Origin of the sequence: Pedobacter sp. SAFR-022, assembly GCF_051965375.1 — a bacterium.
Classification (GTDB): Bacteria; Bacteroidota; Bacteroidia; order Sphingobacteriales; family Sphingobacteriaceae; genus Pedobacter.
In genome coordinates, this window is the sequence record NZ_JBQCME010000005.1 from 277203 (window position 1) to 296827 (window position 19625).

The 19625-nt window shown below is 45.9% G+C and carries 14 protein-coding genes; 3 read left to right on the top strand and 11 right to left on the bottom strand.

The features are described 5' to 3' along the window. The first annotated feature begins 100 nt into the window (after positions 1–100). A complete protein-coding gene (locus ACTHQF_RS13885; protein ID WP_440430978.1) occupies positions 101–1141 on the top strand; it encodes a LacI family DNA-binding transcriptional regulator in 1041 nt (346 codons plus the stop codon). Positions 1142–1185: 44 nt separating this feature from the next. On the opposite strand, the gene ACTHQF_RS13890 is transcribed toward ACTHQF_RS13885, so the two are convergent. The 3 genes from ACTHQF_RS13890 to ACTHQF_RS13900 form a co-directional block, all read right to left on the bottom strand. Then, entirely contained in the window at positions 1186–2532 is a 1347-nt protein-coding gene (locus tag ACTHQF_RS13890) for a PepSY-associated TM helix domain-containing protein (protein ID WP_440430980.1), read from the bottom strand. Between the two features lie 39 nt (positions 2533–2571). Next, complete coding sequence (locus ACTHQF_RS13895) at positions 2572–3813, bottom strand: DUF4374 domain-containing protein (RefSeq protein WP_440430982.1); 1242 nt, start codon at positions 3811–3813, stop codon at positions 2572–2574. Between the two features lie 111 nt (positions 3814–3924). After that, on the bottom strand, positions 3925–6303 hold the full coding sequence (locus ACTHQF_RS13900) for a TonB-dependent receptor (RefSeq protein WP_440430984.1): 2379 nt from the start codon (positions 6301–6303) through the stop codon (positions 3925–3927). Between the two features lie 99 nt (positions 6304–6402). On the opposite strand from ACTHQF_RS13900, the gene ACTHQF_RS13905 reads away from it, so the two are divergent. Beyond that, positions 6403–7152 (top strand): helix-turn-helix transcriptional regulator, encoded by a 750-nt coding sequence (locus tag ACTHQF_RS13905; RefSeq protein ID WP_440430985.1) that lies wholly within the window; start codon positions 6403–6405, stop codon positions 7150–7152. An 11-nt stretch (positions 7153–7163) separates the two neighbouring features. Here the strand turns inward: ACTHQF_RS13905 and ACTHQF_RS13910 are convergent, their stop codons facing one another. From ACTHQF_RS13910 to ACTHQF_RS13940, 7 genes are all read right to left on the bottom strand, one after another. After that, positions 7164–7937: a 3-keto-disaccharide hydrolase gene (locus ACTHQF_RS13910; RefSeq protein WP_440430987.1), complete on the bottom strand. Its 774-nt coding sequence runs from the start codon at positions 7935–7937 to the stop codon at positions 7164–7166. Continuing rightward, a complete protein-coding gene (locus ACTHQF_RS13915) occupies positions 7898–9688 on the bottom strand; it encodes a beta-L-arabinofuranosidase domain-containing protein (protein WP_440430989.1) in 1791 nt (596 codons plus the stop codon). Before ACTHQF_RS13915 ends, ACTHQF_RS13910 begins: the two co-directional genes overlap by 40 nt. Before the next feature lie 71 nt (positions 9689–9759). Next, a complete protein-coding gene (locus ACTHQF_RS13920; protein WP_440430991.1) occupies positions 9760–12570 on the bottom strand; it encodes a sugar-binding domain-containing protein in 2811 nt (936 codons plus the stop codon). A gap of 122 nt (positions 12571–12692) precedes the next feature. Further along, positions 12693–13622: a bestrophin family protein gene (locus ACTHQF_RS13925; RefSeq protein ID WP_440430993.1), complete on the bottom strand. Its 930-nt coding sequence runs from the start codon at positions 13620–13622 to the stop codon at positions 12693–12695. 24 nt (positions 13623–13646) lie between these two features. Then, positions 13647–14123 carry a hypothetical protein gene (locus tag ACTHQF_RS13930; protein WP_440430995.1) on the bottom strand — a complete coding sequence of 159 codons (477 nt, stop codon included), beginning with the start codon at positions 14121–14123 and terminating at the stop codon, positions 13647–13649. Between the two features lie 235 nt (positions 14124–14358). Continuing rightward, complete coding sequence (locus tag ACTHQF_RS13935) at positions 14359–15720, bottom strand: sensor histidine kinase (protein WP_440430997.1); 1362 nt, start codon at positions 15718–15720, stop codon at positions 14359–14361. Further along, positions 15704–16399, bottom strand: coding sequence for a response regulator transcription factor (locus ACTHQF_RS13940; protein ID WP_440430998.1), 696 nt, complete (start codon positions 16397–16399; stop codon positions 15704–15706). The genes ACTHQF_RS13935 and ACTHQF_RS13940 overlap by 17 nt, the downstream gene beginning before the upstream one ends. Positions 16400–16709: 310 nt before the next feature. On the opposite strand from ACTHQF_RS13940, the gene ACTHQF_RS13945 reads away from it, so the two are divergent. Further along, on the top strand, positions 16710–17939 hold the full coding sequence (locus tag ACTHQF_RS13945; protein ID WP_440431000.1) for an MFS transporter: 1230 nt from the start codon (positions 16710–16712) through the stop codon (positions 17937–17939). On the opposite strand, the gene ACTHQF_RS13950 is transcribed toward ACTHQF_RS13945, so the two are convergent. After that, the gene (locus tag ACTHQF_RS13950) at positions 17929–19464 is read right to left on the bottom strand and encodes an ATP-binding protein (protein ID WP_440431002.1); all 1536 of its coding nucleotides are present in this window, start codon (positions 19462–19464) and stop codon (positions 17929–17931) included. The genes ACTHQF_RS13945 and ACTHQF_RS13950 overlap by 11 nt on opposite strands. Between the last annotated feature and the right edge of the window lie 161 nt (positions 19465–19625).

Sequence of the window (19625 nt, forward strand, 5' to 3'; positions counted from 1 at the left end):
GTTACCCGTTAAGTTTATCTTGGTTATATAAAAACGAATTTAGTATAATAATTTAAGTGGGCAATCGATTGCAAAGATAATTATCTGCATTTTTGCAATTATGAAGACTCCCCAGAAAAGAACGACCATTTATGATATTGCGAAAAAGCTGAATATCGCCGCTTCTTCAGTCTCCAGGGCACTAAGCAACAGCAGCAAGGTAAATCCTGCAACTAAAGCACTGATCTTAAAGACTGCGGCTGAGATGAACTATCAGCAGAATGTGATGGCTTCGAATTTACGTAAAGGGAGTAATCGTACCATTGGAGTGGTTGTGCCGAGGATTAACCAGGGCTACTTTTCAAACATTATCGCAGGCATGGAAGATATCACCTACGATAAAGGTTATAATCTGATCATCTGCCAGTCGAATGAACTCCATGCCCGGGAAGTGGATTGTGTAAATACGCTGATCAATCAGCATGTGAACTGCATTGTCATCTCCATTGCTGCGGAAAAGGGCGGTCATGAGCACCTCCAGCAGGTGATTGATCACCGGATCCGGCTGATTCAGTTCGACCGCGTGGTTGATGAGCTGGAGACCTTTAAGGTGATTAATGACAATGAAAGGGCTTCTAGTGAAGCGGTAAATCATTTAATTGAACAAGGCTATCAACGGATCGCCTTGTTGGAGGGTCCTCAAAACCTGGACATCTTCCGTCAGCGTAAAGAGGGCTACCTGAATGCTTTACGTAAACATGGGCTGCCTGTAATGGAGGAATTGATGTGTGAGAATGCCTGGACGAAGGAGCTCAGTTCGGAAGCAACACGCAAGCTGCTGCGCATGAAAAATCCGCCAGACGCCATCTTTGCCTCCACCTCCGACTTCTCCGCACTGGGCGTACTGGAGGTTGCCACGCAGCTTGGGATCAGTGTTCCCGACGAGCTTGGTATTTGTGGATATTCCAATGAACCCTTCACCGAGATCACCAGTCCATCCATCACCACCATAGATCAGTATAGCTTTAGTATGGGTAAGACGATTGCTAACTTATACTTTCAGGAGATGGAGGTTGCAGATTTAGATGTAGAACCAAAAGTTATGAGCATTAAGCCAAAACTGATTGTGAGGAACTCAACCAACAGGTGGTTGAGTCTTTGATGCTCTTAGATTGCTGAGGTAAGCTACTAATGCAATAGATTGCATCATCTTTGAGGCTCACCATTTAAGGGTAAGGGGGAATTATCGATTGCAAGGACAGGTTCCTCCTTTAGGCTCCGCCTGATCACTGGCTTTCTTAAACGCGGTTCAGTTTGCTGATTAGCATCGACCAGCGCCGTTGCTTTTTTCTTTTTCTTTTTGAACTTCCGACCGTACCAGATGAGGAAGCCAGTGACTGGCAAACTTGCACCGATCAAGGAGGCAAGAAATGCCAGCACCTTTCCTGGAAATCCAAGAATACTCCCCACATGAATATCATAGTTCATTTTCCTGAGCTTACCACCCACTCCGGAAGCCTCATAGCTTTTTGAATAAACATCATCCCGCTTTAGGGGCTTAAGGGTATGGCGGTCAAAAGTATAGCCTTGGCTGTTGTAGAACTGACCTGCTGTTGGATAAACGGTGATGTCGATGGCAGAGCTTGCTTTCAACAGATCAGGAAATACATAATAGAATCCTTCTGACTTCGGATGGTTCCTGATCACCCGCTCCCAGGCAAGATCCATCGCCTGCTCCGCGGTATATAGCTTGTTTGCTGCCAGGGAATCTGATTGTAAACGCCTGTTGTACTCCGGCAATTTCTCCCCACCAGAAGTTACCCAGTACAAGCCCTCACTGTACCACTGGATGCCGTACACCATGCCCGACAAGGCGATGGCCATTAGCGCCAACAGTGAATAAAAGCCCAGCACATTATGCAAGTCAAGGTTTACCCGTTTAAACGATGCACCCCACTTGATCTTGAAGCTTTTATCAACCGTGGATTTATTCCATTTCTTGGGATACCACCAGATCATACCCGTGATCAGCAACACCACAAACACCAGCGTTCCGTAGTTTACAACTGGTCTGCCGATTTCAAAAGGCAGCCACAGAAAACGGTGGCCATTGAGAATAAATCGGAAGAAGTCGGTTTCACCTTTTTTACGCACCTCTTTTTTCAGCAGTTCACCGGTATAAGGATTGACCTTAAGCGTGATACCTCCGCCACGGCGTCCGGTTTCCTCTGGATTCCGGAGCACCATGTTTATCGTCCTGCCCTGCTGGTATTGCGCATAGCCTATAACCTTTTCAGGATAAAGCGAAGCGGCGATGTGCTGGAGTTGAGAGGGTTTTAAAACCGGCTTATCTTGTTTTTCGACTTTTGTCTCGGGTTCCATCATACCGGTAATCTCTTCATTGAAAACCCAGATGCAACCTGTTAGACATACAATTAAGACAATGAGGCCAGAGGCAAGCCCAAGCCATAAATGCAGCCATTTGTTAATGCGGGTAAAGGTTGAATCTTTAGCCGGCTTCTTCGCGGGGGTTTGTTTTGCGCCTGTCATCATTGTCTTGTGTATAAAAGTTATTGTACTTGCGTATTTAGGTTATTGTAAATGTTGAATCGCCGTGATCACCCCACCTTCAACTTTAAGCCCGCGACTAGCAGCTGCGCTGGATGCATCCACCTTGTACACATAACTTGATCCGTCTTTCAGGTTTACACCGACGTAAGCCGTCTTACCATCTTTCGGCGTATAGTTGTTCACTGTTACAGATTTGATTTCCGAAACCTCTGGAAACCCACTTACGAGCTTGAAAGTCTTATCTACTACATTTACGACGCCGATCTTTGTACCGTCCACGAAAGCACCTTTTTGTGCCTTTAGAGTGGCGTTTACCACAAAGTTGTTGTTACCGATATATAGCCAGTTCGTGATGACATAACCATTTGATGCCGCTTCAACATCCATGAAGTAATCCTTATCGAATTCGGTTGTACCTGCTTTGATCCTTGTAATTGCAGATGGTTTTGTAGAGGTAAGTACACCGCCCTTGGTGGCTACACTGGAAGAAAAGGCGTAAACATCACCATTTTCGACCAGGTCAAGTCCGTTGGTAAAGTAGCGGCCAATAAAGCTGGTACGGTCGTCCTGGATCACCTTCTCCAGCTTCATTTCCGGGTAAGAATACACTGCAATCCATGCCTGATCCGGGTAGTCAGTTCCAAATGCATCGTTACAGCAAGCTTTGATGGAGAAGTATGGTGCATAAACTTTGTTTCCCACTTGTTTTATCCAGCTGAAAAATGCGGTTTCACCGTTGTTAGAAGGGGCATGAACATCTATGGTGCCCTGACCGCTGATCAACAAGGTGTTTGTATTTACGCGGTACCAGTTGGCCAGCGGCGTTGCGATGTTCCTCGGAATCTTTACCAGCAGCAGGTCGTCATTTACCGGGGCAAATGCCTGAACCGTTTCAGTCTGGAAGTTGGATAATTTGTTCAATTTTCCTGCTTTAACATCGTAAGTAGTAACTGCACCAGGATTATTCTGCCCATAAAGCATGCTGAAGAATTTGTTGTTGTGCGCTACATAATAGCGGTAGGTACCATCCTGCTCCACACCATTTCCGATGATGGATTTCACCCCGCCGCCCAGGTCAGTGGTGGTAAGCAGATAATCTGCCACACCGGTGGAAGCGGCTGGCGTTACTGCAAGAATGAAGTTCCCTTTGCTTTCCGGATTTACCGGATCAACCGGGGTGTCTGTAGATTCACTTTTAGTGCAGGCGCTTAGGACAGCTGCAAATGCGATGGCAATAAATGCTTTTGTAAATTTGGTTTTCATGATTAATAGGATTTGAAGGAGGCGTTAGGTTATGTGTTAATTGTTGATTTGTACTTGTCTAGATACGTTGGCTGCATTTGCTACATGCTCAAATGCTGACCTGAACTTGGCTTAATGGCGACTGGCATTGATGAAATACCTGATGTTCAGGTAGAATGACCGTCCTGGCTTCTGCAGGCTGAAGTTGTCGTACAAGTCCGCATTACCCAGGTTTTTGCCTTCCAGCCCGATGTTGTACCTGCCCCTGCCCATGCTGTATACGACATTCACATCGTGCGATAGCTGCTGCGGCACAACCTTCTTTTCGTCGCTTTCCGCCCGCCCCCCGAGGCTCGGCCAGTACAACCAGAATGCATGTACATACAGGAGGTTGTATCCAATACTGAGGTTGTTGCCTTTACGGCCGAAATCTTTTATTGAAGCAGAAACATCGGCATTGCCAAAGAGGTAAGGGATGTTCGGCATCTGATCACGGTACAGCGGGCTTACGCCAGTAGAGCCTGGTTCATACTGCTGCAGGTTGCGCAGAAACTGATAGGTCACCGTTGTACCCGCTGTGAACCAATTTTTGTAGGCATAACGGATTTCCGCATCACCACCCCAGGTGCGTACACCATCACGGTTATCGGCCACGAGCTTCGATTGATTATTGTTCAGCCGGTTGTATATAAAATTATCCGCATGCCTGTAAATCCCATTTGCGGTTAGCAGGATGGTGTTGTCTTTATCCAATGCAAATCCGTAGGTAACACCAAGGTTCACATTGTTACTTTGTTCAGGTTTCAGGTTGGCATTCCCCTCCTGATTTTCGACGTCACCGAAGATCTCCTGGGCCTCAGGCATGCGGTTAGTTAACTCATAAGATGTTTTTAATTGCAGGTTTTTATTGATGAAGTAGGTGGCTGCGGCACCATAACCCAGCCTGTTCTGGCCGGCGCGGTTTGCAGTACCTCCAGAACCGCTGCCATCAACACTTCCCTGATAGAGGTATTTACCAAATACCGTGGCACTCCATTTATGTTGCATATCGAAGCTGTAGCCGAAACCGAGCACGTTCTTATTGGTTTTCTTGGGTTGCTCGTATGCTGAATTCGCAGGATTTAGTTTATCACTGCCTTTGCGATTGAAAGTGCTGAAGACCTCGCTTAATGCCAATGACTGATGATCATCAATTTTGTAAGTCAGTGTTGCTGTAGCCAGGCCGTTGTTGTTCTTATATTTGTACAAGCTCCTGGACCGCTCCCCATTGGAGCCCTGCGGTATGCTGTTGCCGTACCAATCGTAACGTACGTTCATGGTATCAATATTCTGTTCCTCCCCGAGATTGTAGTTGGCATTAACCGTTACATCCAGTCCTTTGATCAGGTTGGTTTTCCGATACTTCAGGCTCGGCATAATGATATTCCCCCGGCGATGCCAGCCACCAAACACCGAAACCATACGTGCGCCGGTTTGAATCTCTTTGTAGTTTTTACCCAGCGTTACCCCGATTAACAGTTTGTCAGCATAGCTTTTATCCACCACACCCACATTGGCGATTAAGGTTTCGTTATGATAGTTATCATGGAAGCGCCTTAGGGCCGCTCTTGCTGCGTAAGCTCCAGTGTTAATATCAGCAGCTTCCACATTTACCTTATAATCGTTGTCCGAGTAATTCTGAAAGGCATTTACCTGTACGGTGAATCCATTTTCGGCAGTAGCCGCGGCATTAATTACACTGCGATGGGTGTTAAATGATCCGAAAGCATAGGAGGCGTCAAAGTAATTCCGGTATTTGTCGCCAGTAACAATGTTTATCGCCCCACCCAGGGCGTCAGAGCCTAGCCACATGGGTACTACGCCTTTATAAACTTCTATCCGGTCTGCGATATTGATCGGGATATTATTGATCTGGAAAGAAGAACCGAAGTTGTCCATCGGAATACCATCGATGAAATATTTCACATGATTACCGGAGAAGCCGTTTAATGAAAGGTTAAAGTTTGAACCTACGCCTCCGGATTCACGAACACGTACCCCTGCCACCCGGTCCAGCGCTCCAGAGATATCAAGTGTCGTATTATAAAGCTTTTTAGCGTCGATCGCTGATACATTAAAAGCCTGCCTGTTGGTTTCCTGCGCTACCGTCCGCCCAATGACAGACACTTCTGACAAATCCTGCTGCGCATCCTGCAAGGTAAACTGCAAAGCCTGATCTCCATTTAAAGGAACTGACACTCGCTTTTCAAGCAGGGCAAAGCCGATATGAGATATCCGGACGGTGTAAGTGCCTGCGGGTAAAGAAATGAACACAAATTTACCCTCCTGGTCGGTCAAGGTAGATTTTTGAACCTGTTTGATCTCTACCCCGGCGCCATAGACAGGCCTGCCATCGGCAGTAACTATCCGGCCGCTCAGCCCATGCAGTTGTTGCGCAGACAGCTGAAGGCTGCTCAGAATAACACATATAAAGAATATAATGGACCCGAATCTTTTTGTTATGGAATGCATTGTTTATGGTATGCTTATTTAGACTAATTCTTAACTTGGCCAAAAATACAGGTTACCATCTACGAGATTTGCAGGAATTCGTACGCATTTAACAGCACAATGTTTAAGGTCAAAATCAGGAAAGCAGCAGAAATTATTTTAGAAACATATTTTGAACCGGCTGAATATCCGTTAGTTAATATCTATTTCAGTACAGACTTATTGTATTTGCGATACTGGTACAATGCAACAGCGCCTGCAAACGTGGCGCTTGCCGCGGAACCGGACATACTGCTCGACCTAACCTTATCAGAAGACACTTACATGAAGTTGACTGGAGAATTTCCAATCACTGAGGGAATAGACAACTCCGGCTCGATGGCTGCAAAGCGTGTAACGAATGACGTGAGAAGCATCATCTTTGAGATTTTGCATTGCGACTGCCAGCCGCGGTACCGGGAGGCCTACCTTAAAGCGAAGGTTTCCGAGTTGTTGGTAATGATGCTTTCTACCGGGTACATGGAAAAACCATCCGGGCGCTGGACGGTCCGGGAGATCGCCATGTTAACAGAAATCAAAGAGCTGATCTCCCTGAACTTGCAGAACTGCTACTCGATTGAGCAGCTCGCGGAGATCTCCGGCATGAACCGCACAAAGCTGCAGGAAGGCTTTAAAGACCTGTTTGGTAAAACGATCTTCAGTTATACCACAGACATGAAAATGCTAAAAGCCAAGATGCTCCTGGAAGACGAACAAGGACTGAGTCTAAAGGAAATTGCCGGGATGCTGGGCTACAGACACACCAATCACTTTTCTGCAGCCTTTAAAAAGCGCTACAACTTTTCCCCTTCCCAGTTAAAAAGATCATAGTCGCAACTGCGCTAAATGGCTTTAACCTTCAGCTGGTCAAAGGCAGCCTGAGCTTTATAAGCCCGGAGACCAATGCTACCGGATTTGAACTCCTCGTCCTTAACAGATATTATTGGCATGGAGGCACCATCAAGGAATACTTTCAAGCTGTTTCCCTGTGCCCGCACCTTCAACCTGTATTGCTGGTGTTGCTTCAAGTTCGCTTCTTTACTGCTGATGACCTGCCAGGTATAACCATTAGCCTTCCCTAAGGTCACCAGACCGGTTTCAGGATTAAGTCCAACGTAGTAGCCTTGGTACGCGTTTGCACCGATCGCGGGTTTAGTCACACGGAAAATCATCCCTGCATCGCCCGGACTGGTAAGTTCCAGGGATGCTTCATACTCGAGGTCCGAGAATTCAGTCGCATTGGCTACAATCTTGGACCCATCTATGCCATAGCTTCCCGAGCCTGCATTTGAAGCCGAGTGAATGGCACCATCTTTCCAGAACCAGCCACCGCCATAAAATACCCAACCCTCTGGCATACCTTTTTTGAAATTCTCCGCTATCGTCTTATTGCGCTTCCCGGGTGTGCCAACAACCGGAAACAGGCTTAAGCGGATGTTCTCCGAACCAAATGGCACCAGGGTGATCTCTTCCATTGGCGCGTCCGAAACGACGGGGCTTACCGGAACATCAAATGCAGCCACTTTACTATAGGAAATACCCCAACCCGGAATCTTACGGGCGCGCATTTTCAACTTTACGGGCGCATCTGAGGCAATAAAAGGGTTATCAGCCATAGCAGATCGCAATACTTCGGCATCGCTAACCGACTGGGTAGAACTAAAACCAGCGCATAGTTCCAGGATGTTTCAGGCAGGATCTCATAGTCATTAAAGCCTTGCACAGCATGTGTTTTAGTGATCTGGTTTTTAGCCTTCATGTCAAGGGCAAAAACCAAGGGTCCACGTTCTACGCTAACCGCATTGTTTACCTGATGCTTTGTCCTGACTTCCATTGGGAAATTAAGCTCCAGCACATCATCTGCTTTCCAGGTTTGCGCAACCGTAAACATTTTACCCGCCTGAATACCGCTCAGCAATTGCCCGTTATATTTCACTTCAGGATTTACACTCCAGCTTGGTATTCTCAGTACCAGGGGGAAGGACACAGGCTTGTTAAGGGAGAACTTCATTCTGATCTTTTCTTCGAAGGGATAGGCAGTTTCAATCGCCAACTTCAAGTTCTCGCCGCCAGCTACCACTGCATTTACTTCCATGGGCCCATAACTTAACATCGCCAATCCTTGCTCCGGTGTAGCCATCACGCTGTTCTTCACAAAATAGGGCCAGCCCATGTGCATGTTGTAGCGGCAACAGGGGAATCCGGAATATGGGCTAGAAATAATGCCGGTTCCATAATCCTGATTAAAACCATGCCCACCATGTATACTGAGGACCTGATTGGGCAAGGTATAGTAGGAATGATTTTTAAAGTCCCTGCTAAATTGTGCTGGCAGTGCATTGAAAGCCACTTGCTCCAGCTGATCCCCAATATGCGCTTCGTGAATTACCCGGCCGGCAGTCTCCAGGCTTTGCATCCATTCCACCACAGAACAGGTTTCCACCCCCTGAATGGAGCTCCTGCCCGCAAGGAACTCTGTACCTGAACCAAGTCCCTGCGGCTGACCGTGGTCGCGCATGATATGCCTGATGCCCGCCCCCATTGCCTGCAGGTTCGTCGGTTTATCGTTTAATTGTCCATATATCACCGGGAATTTCAGCGCCTGGGCAACATTGACCATATGCTTTGGTTGAAAATCATCTCCATAGTAGTAGAACTGATTCTTCGTGTAGATATCAATCCATGGATAAGCCTGTTGTTTCAGCTTTTCTACCAGTTTAAGCAAATCGGCATCACCAGTTTTATTGTACACCCAAAGGGCAATCTCCATGTTATCCCCTGCACGTGATTTACCCCAGTCTTTCAGTGGGTCGCCATCGAGATGAGCAAGTTCATACTTCAGGTATTTCTGCAAGAAAGGAACAACACGCTTATCACCTGTTGCTTCAAAATAGCTCTGCAGCGCATACATCATGGGCATGCGTGGCCACCAGTCCTTCATTTTGGCAGGACCAAACAAACCATTAGTCTGCTGGCTGTTCAATGTCCAGTCGATGTATTTCTGTGCCTTTGCTTTTAGTCCGGCATCATCAAGGGTGTATGCCAGGGCAACCAATCCTTTCAGGTAATACGGTACCCGCTCCCAGCCAGGTTCGCTGCCGCCAAGCCAGTCCGAACCTTTCCCCAGATTGCCATCTTCGGGATATAGCGCCTCTGCATGGCCCGTGGCGCCATCCCGTTGCTGCTCAAGCTGCTTAAGCAGCCAGCCTTTTGCTTTGATGCTGCCCAGTGGCAGCTGCACATAAGTATCTTGTTTTAAAGGCTTACGGTTGAAATCGTAAGCACCGCCCGATTGCGCAACACTGCTCCATGGAATTGCCAGGCAAGCGAGCACTGCAAGGCCGATAACTTTCAATGGAATTGCCATACCAAAAGATTATTCACACTAAGATAGCATTTTACTACTTTCCTGGAGCATAACAAATTACCTACCTGTAATTAACTGAGTTCCAGTCCGCCAAGCTGGCTCGCACTGAATTCGTATGCAGGATCAAAATCAGCAGACTGCATATAATTCAAGATAGAATTATAAAGCTGTTTCGCTTCCGGCTTATCCATGATCAGGTTTAACTGCGACATACAAACCAGTAGTTTTCCTTTACCCACTTTGAATTCGAATATCAGACCCAGCTTATTATTACGTTCCAGGTTGTCGATCACCTGCACAACAGGGCGATAAGAGTGATCAGTTTTGTTCAGAATCAAAGGATTGCTGGCCTTGATAATGGAAAACCACTGCCAGTTAGTATGTGAATTCGTAGGAAATGATGCAAACAGTGGATGTGTTGGGTTCATCAGCAAGCCCAAGGTACCTGGAGATACGGGCTTCTTAGCGTTTTCACTGATACCTTTGAACATACCCCAATTCCAGAATTCAGGCGGGAACAAGCCTGGAACAGCATGATCTTTTACATCTTCAAACTGTGGAAATAGCAAAACCTTTGCTCCACGCTGTAGTTGTTTAAACACGTTCTCATCTAGTTTCGTCACAACGTTAATCGATTTCTCCTCCACAACACCCGCAGAAGCTGGATACACCCAAAGGGGATAAACATTCTTGTAGTTGCTATTCTCCATGGAGATTTCCAGAAACACCTGCTCGGCTTGCTTTATAGAACCAAGTGGAATGCTGATGTCCTTAACAGCGGTCAGCCCACCTTGTTTAACGACCAAGCCCTCCAAAATGGACATGGCAAAGGCCTCACCGTTCGACTTCATCAACTTCCAAATAATAGCTTGTTCGAGGTCTTTATCCGAATAGTTCGCAACCTCTATCTTAGCCTTAAACTGCTCGGCATTGGTCCACACGTACTTCGGAAAGGCTGCAAGAAGCACCACGTCATTGATAGACATCCGCCAATCTGCTTCAGAAATTACATGTTTGCTGTCCATAAACGCATCGAGTATTCCCACGAGTGCTGTTCCCTGTCCTGGGAAATCCTGCAGGTCCAGCAGTTGGAAACCCCCGAATCCTTTGGTGCGAAAAGCAGCTTCCATTTCCGCTTTGTAACAGATGGCGGCCCACTTGCCTGATGCCTGCTGAAAGGCTAAATTCTGATCCAGCATGCCAGCCTTCTTCAAGCGGTTGCGAAACGCTTCAAGGTTCCGCGCCTCAACGACACCGGTGTATTTTTGAATTTCCCGGTAATCCGGATAAATCTGGTATTGCCCAATCTCATGGCTTACAATGGGTACGTTAAGCTCGGATACGGGATAACTGTAGTCGAAATCTGTTGAAGGTAGCAGCGAATTTAACCTGGCACCCTGCTTTGAGTCCGCAAATGCATGTGTCATTCGCGTATGGGTAAGTATTGTATCTCCTTTCGAGCCCGTCCGGGATCCCACAAAAAAGTCGGAGGACTGCTGTAAAGGATGATATCCGATATTAACATTTGAACCCATGGTGTACAGGGGACGTGGATCATAGGCTTTAAAAGCCAGTATGTTCTGCTCCACCCGATCATGACCAGCCCAGATCTCATTTCCATGGGAGAACATCACAAAGGATGGATGATTTGCAAAGTGCCTTAACATAGCCATACCTTCCGCCCGTAATTCCGAAGCCAGGGTATCGGTGTCCAAGCCGCCCCAGAATGGCAACTCCACCTGCAGGTATATACCAAGCTGATCGGCTGCAGTAAATGCCGCTTCGGGTGGCGACCAGGAATGGAAACGATAATGGTTTATGCCATACGTTTTAGCTACATTAAACACCTTCAACCAACCTTCTACATCCATCGGTGGATGTCCGGTTAAGGGAAATACTGCAGCATCATGTTTACCCCTTAAAAAGGTAATGCGGTCATTGATGGAGAACTGGGTGCGTTTTGCACTGAACTTTCGCATGCTAAATGTAGCCGATAGAGCATCCTTGACTTTCCCAGCCGAAAGCACTGCGGTAAGCTTATACAGCGGCCGGTTATACTCGTCCCAAAGCTCCGGTTCCTCCTCAAAGCTGTAACTTAAGCTCAGCTTCCCGGCACTAGCCTGCTTAAACCGCTTTGTCTTTAACTGAACGGTCTTACCATCCTGCGTTTTCTCCAGCAGGAGCTCTACCGTGAGGTGTTTTAATGCTTCCGGATTGTGGATATTAAGTTTAACATCAAACTTTTTATGGTCGATGTCCGGAATAACCTGAAGATCGTTGATAAAAGTCCTCGAGGAAGCTTCAAGAAATAATTTCCCAATGATGCCGTTCCAGTTCGTTTGTGCATCATCAGAGTAGATGTGTACGTTGCCATAAGGCGTAAGTTTAAGATTGTTGTCTACCCGGATGGTGATAACATGATCACCCGGACTCAGATATTTGGAAAGGTCAAATTCCTGGGGTGATTGCAAGATGGTAGAGCCACCAATTAAAGTCTGATCGATCCAGATCTGAGTTGATTTGGTTCTTTCCAAAAATAAACGGATGTGTTTATTTTTAAAGTGCTTAGGAATGGTAAGCTTCCGTTGGTACCATGCGGGACCTTCATACTTGTAAACCCTGCTATAGTGCATGGTTGTGGAATCTTTATTCAGGAAGCCTTTTTTGTTCAGGTCCGTCGTACCAGGCAGGTTTAAACGGTCATCTAGTTGCCTGGAGTACCATTTTTCTGCAATACCTTTATTCGCACTATCCAGGGCAAACTGCCATTCTCCTTTCAAATCCAGTCGTGCTCTTAATGCATCATCATTGGTATTTACGTTTTGTGCACAGGTTAATAGAGTTGTAATGCTAAGCAAAAGCGTAAGAAAGTATCGTATCATCGTAAGGGCGGGTTGTTAGAAGTACCTAAACCTCTAAAGTAATACAATCGCCACAAATCTTTAGCACAAAAAACGGGCTACTTGAGGTAGCCCGTTGCTGGTAGATTGGTTTATAGATGACCTTACAGAATGAAAAACACCTTTGAAGGTCCCTGAACGGTACCTTGTGGTTTTTCCTCCGCCTTGTAACTCTCCTTTAACATTTGTTTGATGTCACGCTCTGCAGTCATCGAGATGGTGGTCGTCGGTGTATCTGTAGGCATGTTTTCAAAGGGATCCTGCAAGTGAATGGCCATTTTTTCAATAAGGAAGAACGAACTTGATATGGCTATAACCAATGGGATCTCCACCACACCAAAAAACTCGATCAATCCAAACGGTAAGAGCATGATGAACAAGATTAGTGACATGTGGATGTAGATGCTGTACGTTGCCGGGAATACGGTATTCTTAATCCTTTCGCAACCACCCAGCTCGTCTGTTAACCTGCTGAAAGTTCTATCGATCTCCACCTGTTGAAATTCATTGATCCAGCCCAGCTTATAAGCCAAACGCAGATCGTTACCCTGCATTTCCAACAAGCCTACCGGTACATTGGTATAATTCTTCACATAGCGCAGGTCCTCATCAGAGATCCACTTTTCAAGCTGATACGTTGGATCCTGATTCCGGAGGTGCCGGCTCAGGCTGTAGTTCCAGGCAATCTGCCGGTGTGCGATACGTTCACAAAAAGCCCGTTTCTCTTCAGTGCCATAATCCACGTCGATGAAGGTCAGTAACTGTCGCGTAAGTGTTCTGGAGTCATTTAATATCGCACCCCAGAGTGTTCTTGCTTCCCACCAGCGATCATATGCCTGATTGGATTTAAAGGCCAGCAATAAGGAGATGACAGTACCCAGTATTGTCGGTATCGCAATCGGAATGGATATCCGCGTAAAATGAAAATTATTATACATCAGGGCCACGATGATCGAATAGATGGATACAAAGATCAGTTCCTTTTTAATCTTCCCCAGGATGTAGGTGAATGGTATGTTTTTCTTTAATAGCATGGTCGTAAGTTTAGGTTGACAGCTTTAAACCGCTTCTTGTAACTGTTCTTGCGCCGGCACGCGAATTTGAGCTTTCCGTTCTGCCTGAAGATGAAGCACTTTAAGTCCGCACTTTTGAATCAATCCTTCCGGATTTACGCTCATTTTATTCAAAGGCTTCAAGGAACAGTGTTTCAGGTCAAGAACAGCGTCTACATCATGTGCTTCCATGTAGTTTCGGAACATGCTCAACGTACTTCCGTAGAAGAAGTCCACTTTGATGCTTTCAACTTGTGGATATGCCGATTTAATCCTTTCGCAGGCCTGATAAAAGTCATCATTTACGTAATCGTACTCCCGGTTACGCCTGGAAAGCATCAGCAGCTCCGTGATAGAATCTGAGATTTTAAAAAGATGGATAAAAATTAAATGAAATCGAGTATTTTCGTACTGCTCACACAGATTTTCAATACATGCTAAGGTGCTAACGTTGAAATCGGTTGGGATTAAGATGTTTTTCATGTCCGTAGGGTTAAGGTGATTGCTCTGTTTTATTTACAATGCAATACTATCCCCCAAACATTAAAATGAATTAAACACCTTATTAGACCTTCATTAGAATATACCTTTGTTCTAAATTCCCAAAAGCTGGACTTACCCTTAAAAATCAGCCATTTACAGATAAGGAAATTATTAGCAGGCCTGCCGCATTAGAAAGTTATTAGAACGGCCAGCTCAAAATGCTATTATTGCTGGGCTATGCCGCAGAAATTGGCAGGTAAACCTGTATCTCTGTTCCCTTATCTTCCTGTGAACTGATGCCGATGGAACCTTTATGCAACCTGATGATATTGAGTGTTAAAGGCAGGCCTATTCCGAAACCTTCAAACTCGCTGGTATTAGATGCGCGGAAGAAAGGTTCGAATACATGTTGCTGATCTTTCTCCGGAATTCCGATCCCGTTATCAGTGACTACAATTACGATAAAGCCGTTTTCGGTTTTTGCCTGCACCTTTACCGGTTGTTTTTTAGAATATTTACAACCGTTCATAACGATGTTACTGAGCGCGAGCAAGAGCAGGTTATTGTTGCCAGCGGTATATAGCTGTGATTCTTCCTCGGGCAGGGTAGAGAAATCAATGTCAATGGTACATTCGGCATCAATCTTTTTAACGGCATCAGCAACATTCAAGACCAGCTCGTCTACCCGGATCTGCTGCCAGTTTTGTTTCTTCCCATCAAAGCCGGATTGTGCCAGACCAAGCAAACTGGTCAGGATATGATGTAACTTTTCGGCTTCACCCAGAATGGTTTTCACAGAAGCTTCAGCAACAGGATCAAGTTTCTTCCCCGAAAGCAGCAGTTCGGCCTCACTGGTCATGATGGTTAACGGTGTTCTTAATTCATGAGAGGCATTGCTGATGAAGTTGTTCTGTGTTTCAAAGGCGGTCTCCAGCCGGGTCAGCATGGTGTTGAAGGTCGAGATCAAAATAGAGACCACATCATTACCTTTTACCTCTGGCAATCGGGAATGCAGGTTATTCGCCTTGATCTGTTTCACACTGAAGGTAATATCCTGAATAGGCTTGATGATGTATTGTGACAGTACCAAGCCGGCAATGTAAGACAGTACAATGGAAATGAAAAAGCAGACAATAAGGACTTTTTTAAGCTGCTGCAGCTCTTTGAAACCATAGGGATCTGATGCAGCAACAATGACCATATAGCGCTCGCCCTTGGTCTGGAAGATTTTACCGAAGTAAAAGTGATTGGCTTCATTATACTTGGCACTCCCGTTATCAAGGATCGACTTATAGAAACTTTGCGGAAGGTTTAAAGGATGTGGAAAGCTGCTTGCATTACTGTCAATTTTAACGACATAGTTCTGTTCATCTTCCAACTTCTCCAGGTATCTGGCGCGAACTTCTTTATAGGCATCTGTATTGGGATCAGCGAACAGATTTGTCTGCGCCGTTAAATTCACACGTGCTTCCAGCCTGTCGAAGAAATCTTTAAAACTAAACTGAGATACAAAGTAAAAGATCGCCGCATTCAGTAAGATCAATCCACCCGCGGAAATGGCAAAAAATAATAAGGTGATTTTAGTCTGAAACTTCATTCGCATCTGCTTTAAACATGTAACCCATTCCAAATACCGTATGGATTAGCTTGGTCTGATATCCATGATCGAGTTTTTTCCGGAGGTAATTGATATATACATCAACCACATTGGTGCCCATGTTGAAATCAATATCCCATACATGCTCCAGGATCTGGATCCTGGACAGCACCACATTCTGATTGCGTAGAAAATATTCCAGTAAACGGTATTCCGTAGCCGTTAATACAATCGACTTACCATCACGGACAACTGTTTTTGACAGCAGGTCGACTTCGAGACCTTCAATGCGGAGCGTATTGCGTGCAGGTGCTACATTCTTGCTTCTACGCACCAACGAGCGGATCCTGGCCTCTAACTCCGCAAACTTGAAGGGTTTTATCAGGTAGTCATCTGCGCCGCTGTCAAGGCCTGTAATGATGTTTTCCGTACTGCTTAAGGCTGTAAGCATCAATACCGCGACATTGTTATCGGCTTTCCGGAGTTCCCGGCATACTTGTATGCCATTCATGCCGGGAAGCATAATATCTAAAATGATCAGGTCGAACTGGTGTTTCATCGCCATTTCCAAGCCTGTCTGCCCATCAGCCGCAACGCTGACTTCCATACCTGCCTCATTTAACCCCCTGATGATAACAGAAACTAACCCCGGTTCATCTTCAATCAGTAATATCTTCAATTGCCTCCTGTTTTCTGAAATGTAAAACGTTCTTGTTAAAGCACTGCAGGGTAAGTGTATGTTTGACACACCCGTGACCATACATCGTACATGTTGTGCTCCTGCTGTCTATATCGGACTAACAAAAACATTTAGTGTTAATTTAGCCATCAGATCGTTTGTTTGAAATTATACCTGGTATACAAGAAAACTACCTCTTTATTCAGGTAGATCAACGGAATTCTTTGATATTCTGGCCAGGTCCTTCCCTTAGCTCCTTCTTTCCCTCGAGGATGGCATGTTTTTTCGGCTGCACGATGCTTTCCATCATATGAAAGCGTCCCGGGGAAGTTTAAAAGCATTGGATTGGGCCAACCTGTTTATGGCAGATGTCAAAGACGGTGTTGGCGTATATCTTTCCGTGTTCCTGCTAACCGTCCGGAACTGGGAACCTGACCAGATTGGCTATGTCATAGCTATCCCGGGATTAGTCGGTATTCTGATCCAGCCACCTGCAGGTGCATTGATCGACCGGAGTACCTATAAACGCTTCCTACTTATTGGCGCGTCCATTATTATTGCTATTTGCTGTTATGCACTAATCATCAGCGGAGACTTCTACGTTACCTTGATTTCACAGGCTATTGTTGGCTTTGTCCAAAGTGTATATGCACCTTGTGTGGCCGCTATTACCTTGGGTATGGTTGGACATGCGTTACTATCACAACGCATCGGCCGGAATGAGAGTTTCAACCATATGGGCAATATGGGTGCAGCAATCATTGCAGGACTGCTGGGCAGATTTATTTCTTATGAAGCGATCTTCTACTTTTCGATGTTCCAATGCGCTGCCCTTGTGATAGCGGTATTGCTGATTAAAGAAAAGGATATCGATCATGAGCTGGCCAGGGCTGCAGCGGAAGATAATGCTGGGAAGGCTGTGGGTGTAATGGATTTATTCCGCAACCATAATATTCTATTCTTTACCATTTCCATGGGCTTATTTCACTTAGCCAATGCTGCCATGCTGCCATTAGCTGGCCAAAAGATGGGGCTGGCAGACGGAAAGAACTCTTCATTGTATCTTTCAGCAGCAATAGTGATTGCGCAGGGCGTAATGGCCTTCGTTGCTGCCATTAGCGGCCGGCGGGCAGAAAAAGGAAGGAAGAAAATTATGCTCATAGCTTTCATGCTACTGCCAATCCGTGCGGGACTCTTCGCCTTCCTTGATGATCCTTACATACTAACGGCGATACAGATCTTAGATGGCATTGGCGCCGGGATTTTTGGTGTAGTCAGCATCCTGATGATTGCCGATTTAAGTCAGGGTACAGGACGATTCAATCTGCTGCAGGGGTTTGTATATTCAGCTATTGGCCTGGCTGCTTCAATAAGCAGCGTTATTGGTGGATTGATCGTAAAGTGGGGCGGCTATCCAACAGGGTTTGGTTCATTTGCAGTACTTGGGATCATTGGTCTCCTGTTCTTCTGGAAGTTTGTACCCGAGACCTTGGTGATCCCCGAAGGAATGAAAGAGAAAGCAACTGCCGTTAAGTGTTAGATACGGCGTTAAGTGGGATGGAAAATGAGAAAGTTGAGCCTTGCCCGAACTTGCTTTCTACCCAGATCTTCCCGCCGTGTCTTTCCACGATCTCTTTGCATAGGTACAATCCAATGCCAAACCCGGCAACTGCATTTGTCTGCTTATTTTCGATCCGGTAAAAACGGTCAAACACATGAGGTTGATCCTCATGTTTAATACCGATACCGTTGTCCTTAACACTCACCTTTACAGCATCCGGGTCCTGAGGTGTGCAGGTGACCTGAATGGTGGCATCAGCTGGAGAGTATTTTATAGCATTGCTGATTAAATTGGTAATTACAAGTTCAAGCTTATCCCGGTCAACATTCATCCAGGTGGTTTCCACCGGGCTGAAGATGATGTTGCCTGAGCTGTTATCAATCTTGATGTCGGATTCAATCTCTTTGATTAATTCCGCCATATCACACCAGCTGGTTTCCAGCTGAATCTTACCAGCTTCTAATCTGGAAACATTCAGGAAACCAGTAATCAGCCCAATCATCTTTCCAACCTGTTTTCCGGCCTTTTCGAGAAGTATCGATACTAAGGAATTACCTTGAGGCGCCAGTTTCTTTTGCAGCACTTGAATATACCCGTTCAATGAAGTTAGGGGCGTTTTAAGCTCGTGGCTCACCATGGCAATAAAATCGTTCTTACGCTGTTCATCAAGCTTGGACTTGGTAATGTCCAAAACGGTGCCCGAAAAGTTGGCCGCTTTACCGCCCTCGGCAGCATAAAGCCGCCCGGTGGAGCGGAGCCATCGCAGCTGCCCATCGTTACGTCCTATTACTGGAAATTCAAGATCATTGATCTGACCCTGGGAGAATGCCAATTCGATCCCCTTTTGAATTTTTTTCTGATAGGCCGGATCTACTTGACCGAGCGCTTCATCGAAGGTCATCGGTTCTTCCTCAGCAAAGCCAAAGAGTGCTTTAAAGCGGGATGAGACAATAAACTCCCGGGTAATTGCATCAATATGCCAGGTACCAAGGTTTGCAGAGTCTACTGCCAGGCGCAAGCGCTCCTCCATCTGTTGCGTTGCTTTACGTCTGGCTTCTGATAATTCATAGGCAAAGCGTTCCTCCTGTGCACTTACAACGGCTTTGGTAATGTCAAGGACTACATGGGCGATGTATTCAACCTCACCAGCATCATTTACAATAGGCGAATTCGTTGCTTTCCAGTACCGCGTTTCAAAGCGGTCTGTGCCACGGATGGGTATATCATATTTCTGACTCGGCAGAATATCCTGAACCTTGGTATGCAGTACCGTGATAAGACTGTTGCGTAAGCTTTGTACATTCTGGGTAACCGGATCATCCGGATTATCTGGGAAAGCCTCCAGTGTTCCGAAACCAATGAGATCTTCAGGTTTAGCGTTTACCGCCTGAAGGTACGCGGGATTCACATCAACAATCGTGAATCTGGGCGAATCAGGCTTTAATAGCAAAGTGGGCGGCGCAGTTTGAAAGTAAGCAGCGAAATTAACGGAATGATGTGGCACGCGATTTCTATTTTAATAAGCTGTTGTTTAGATGCCCAAAACAAAAACCATGCGAAACAGACAGGAAGTGGGAAAAACCCGTAGAAACAAGAAAAGCCTGCAAGGTTTAACTTACAGGCTTTCTTTAAGATTTGGCACCGACCTACTCTCCCACGTGTTAC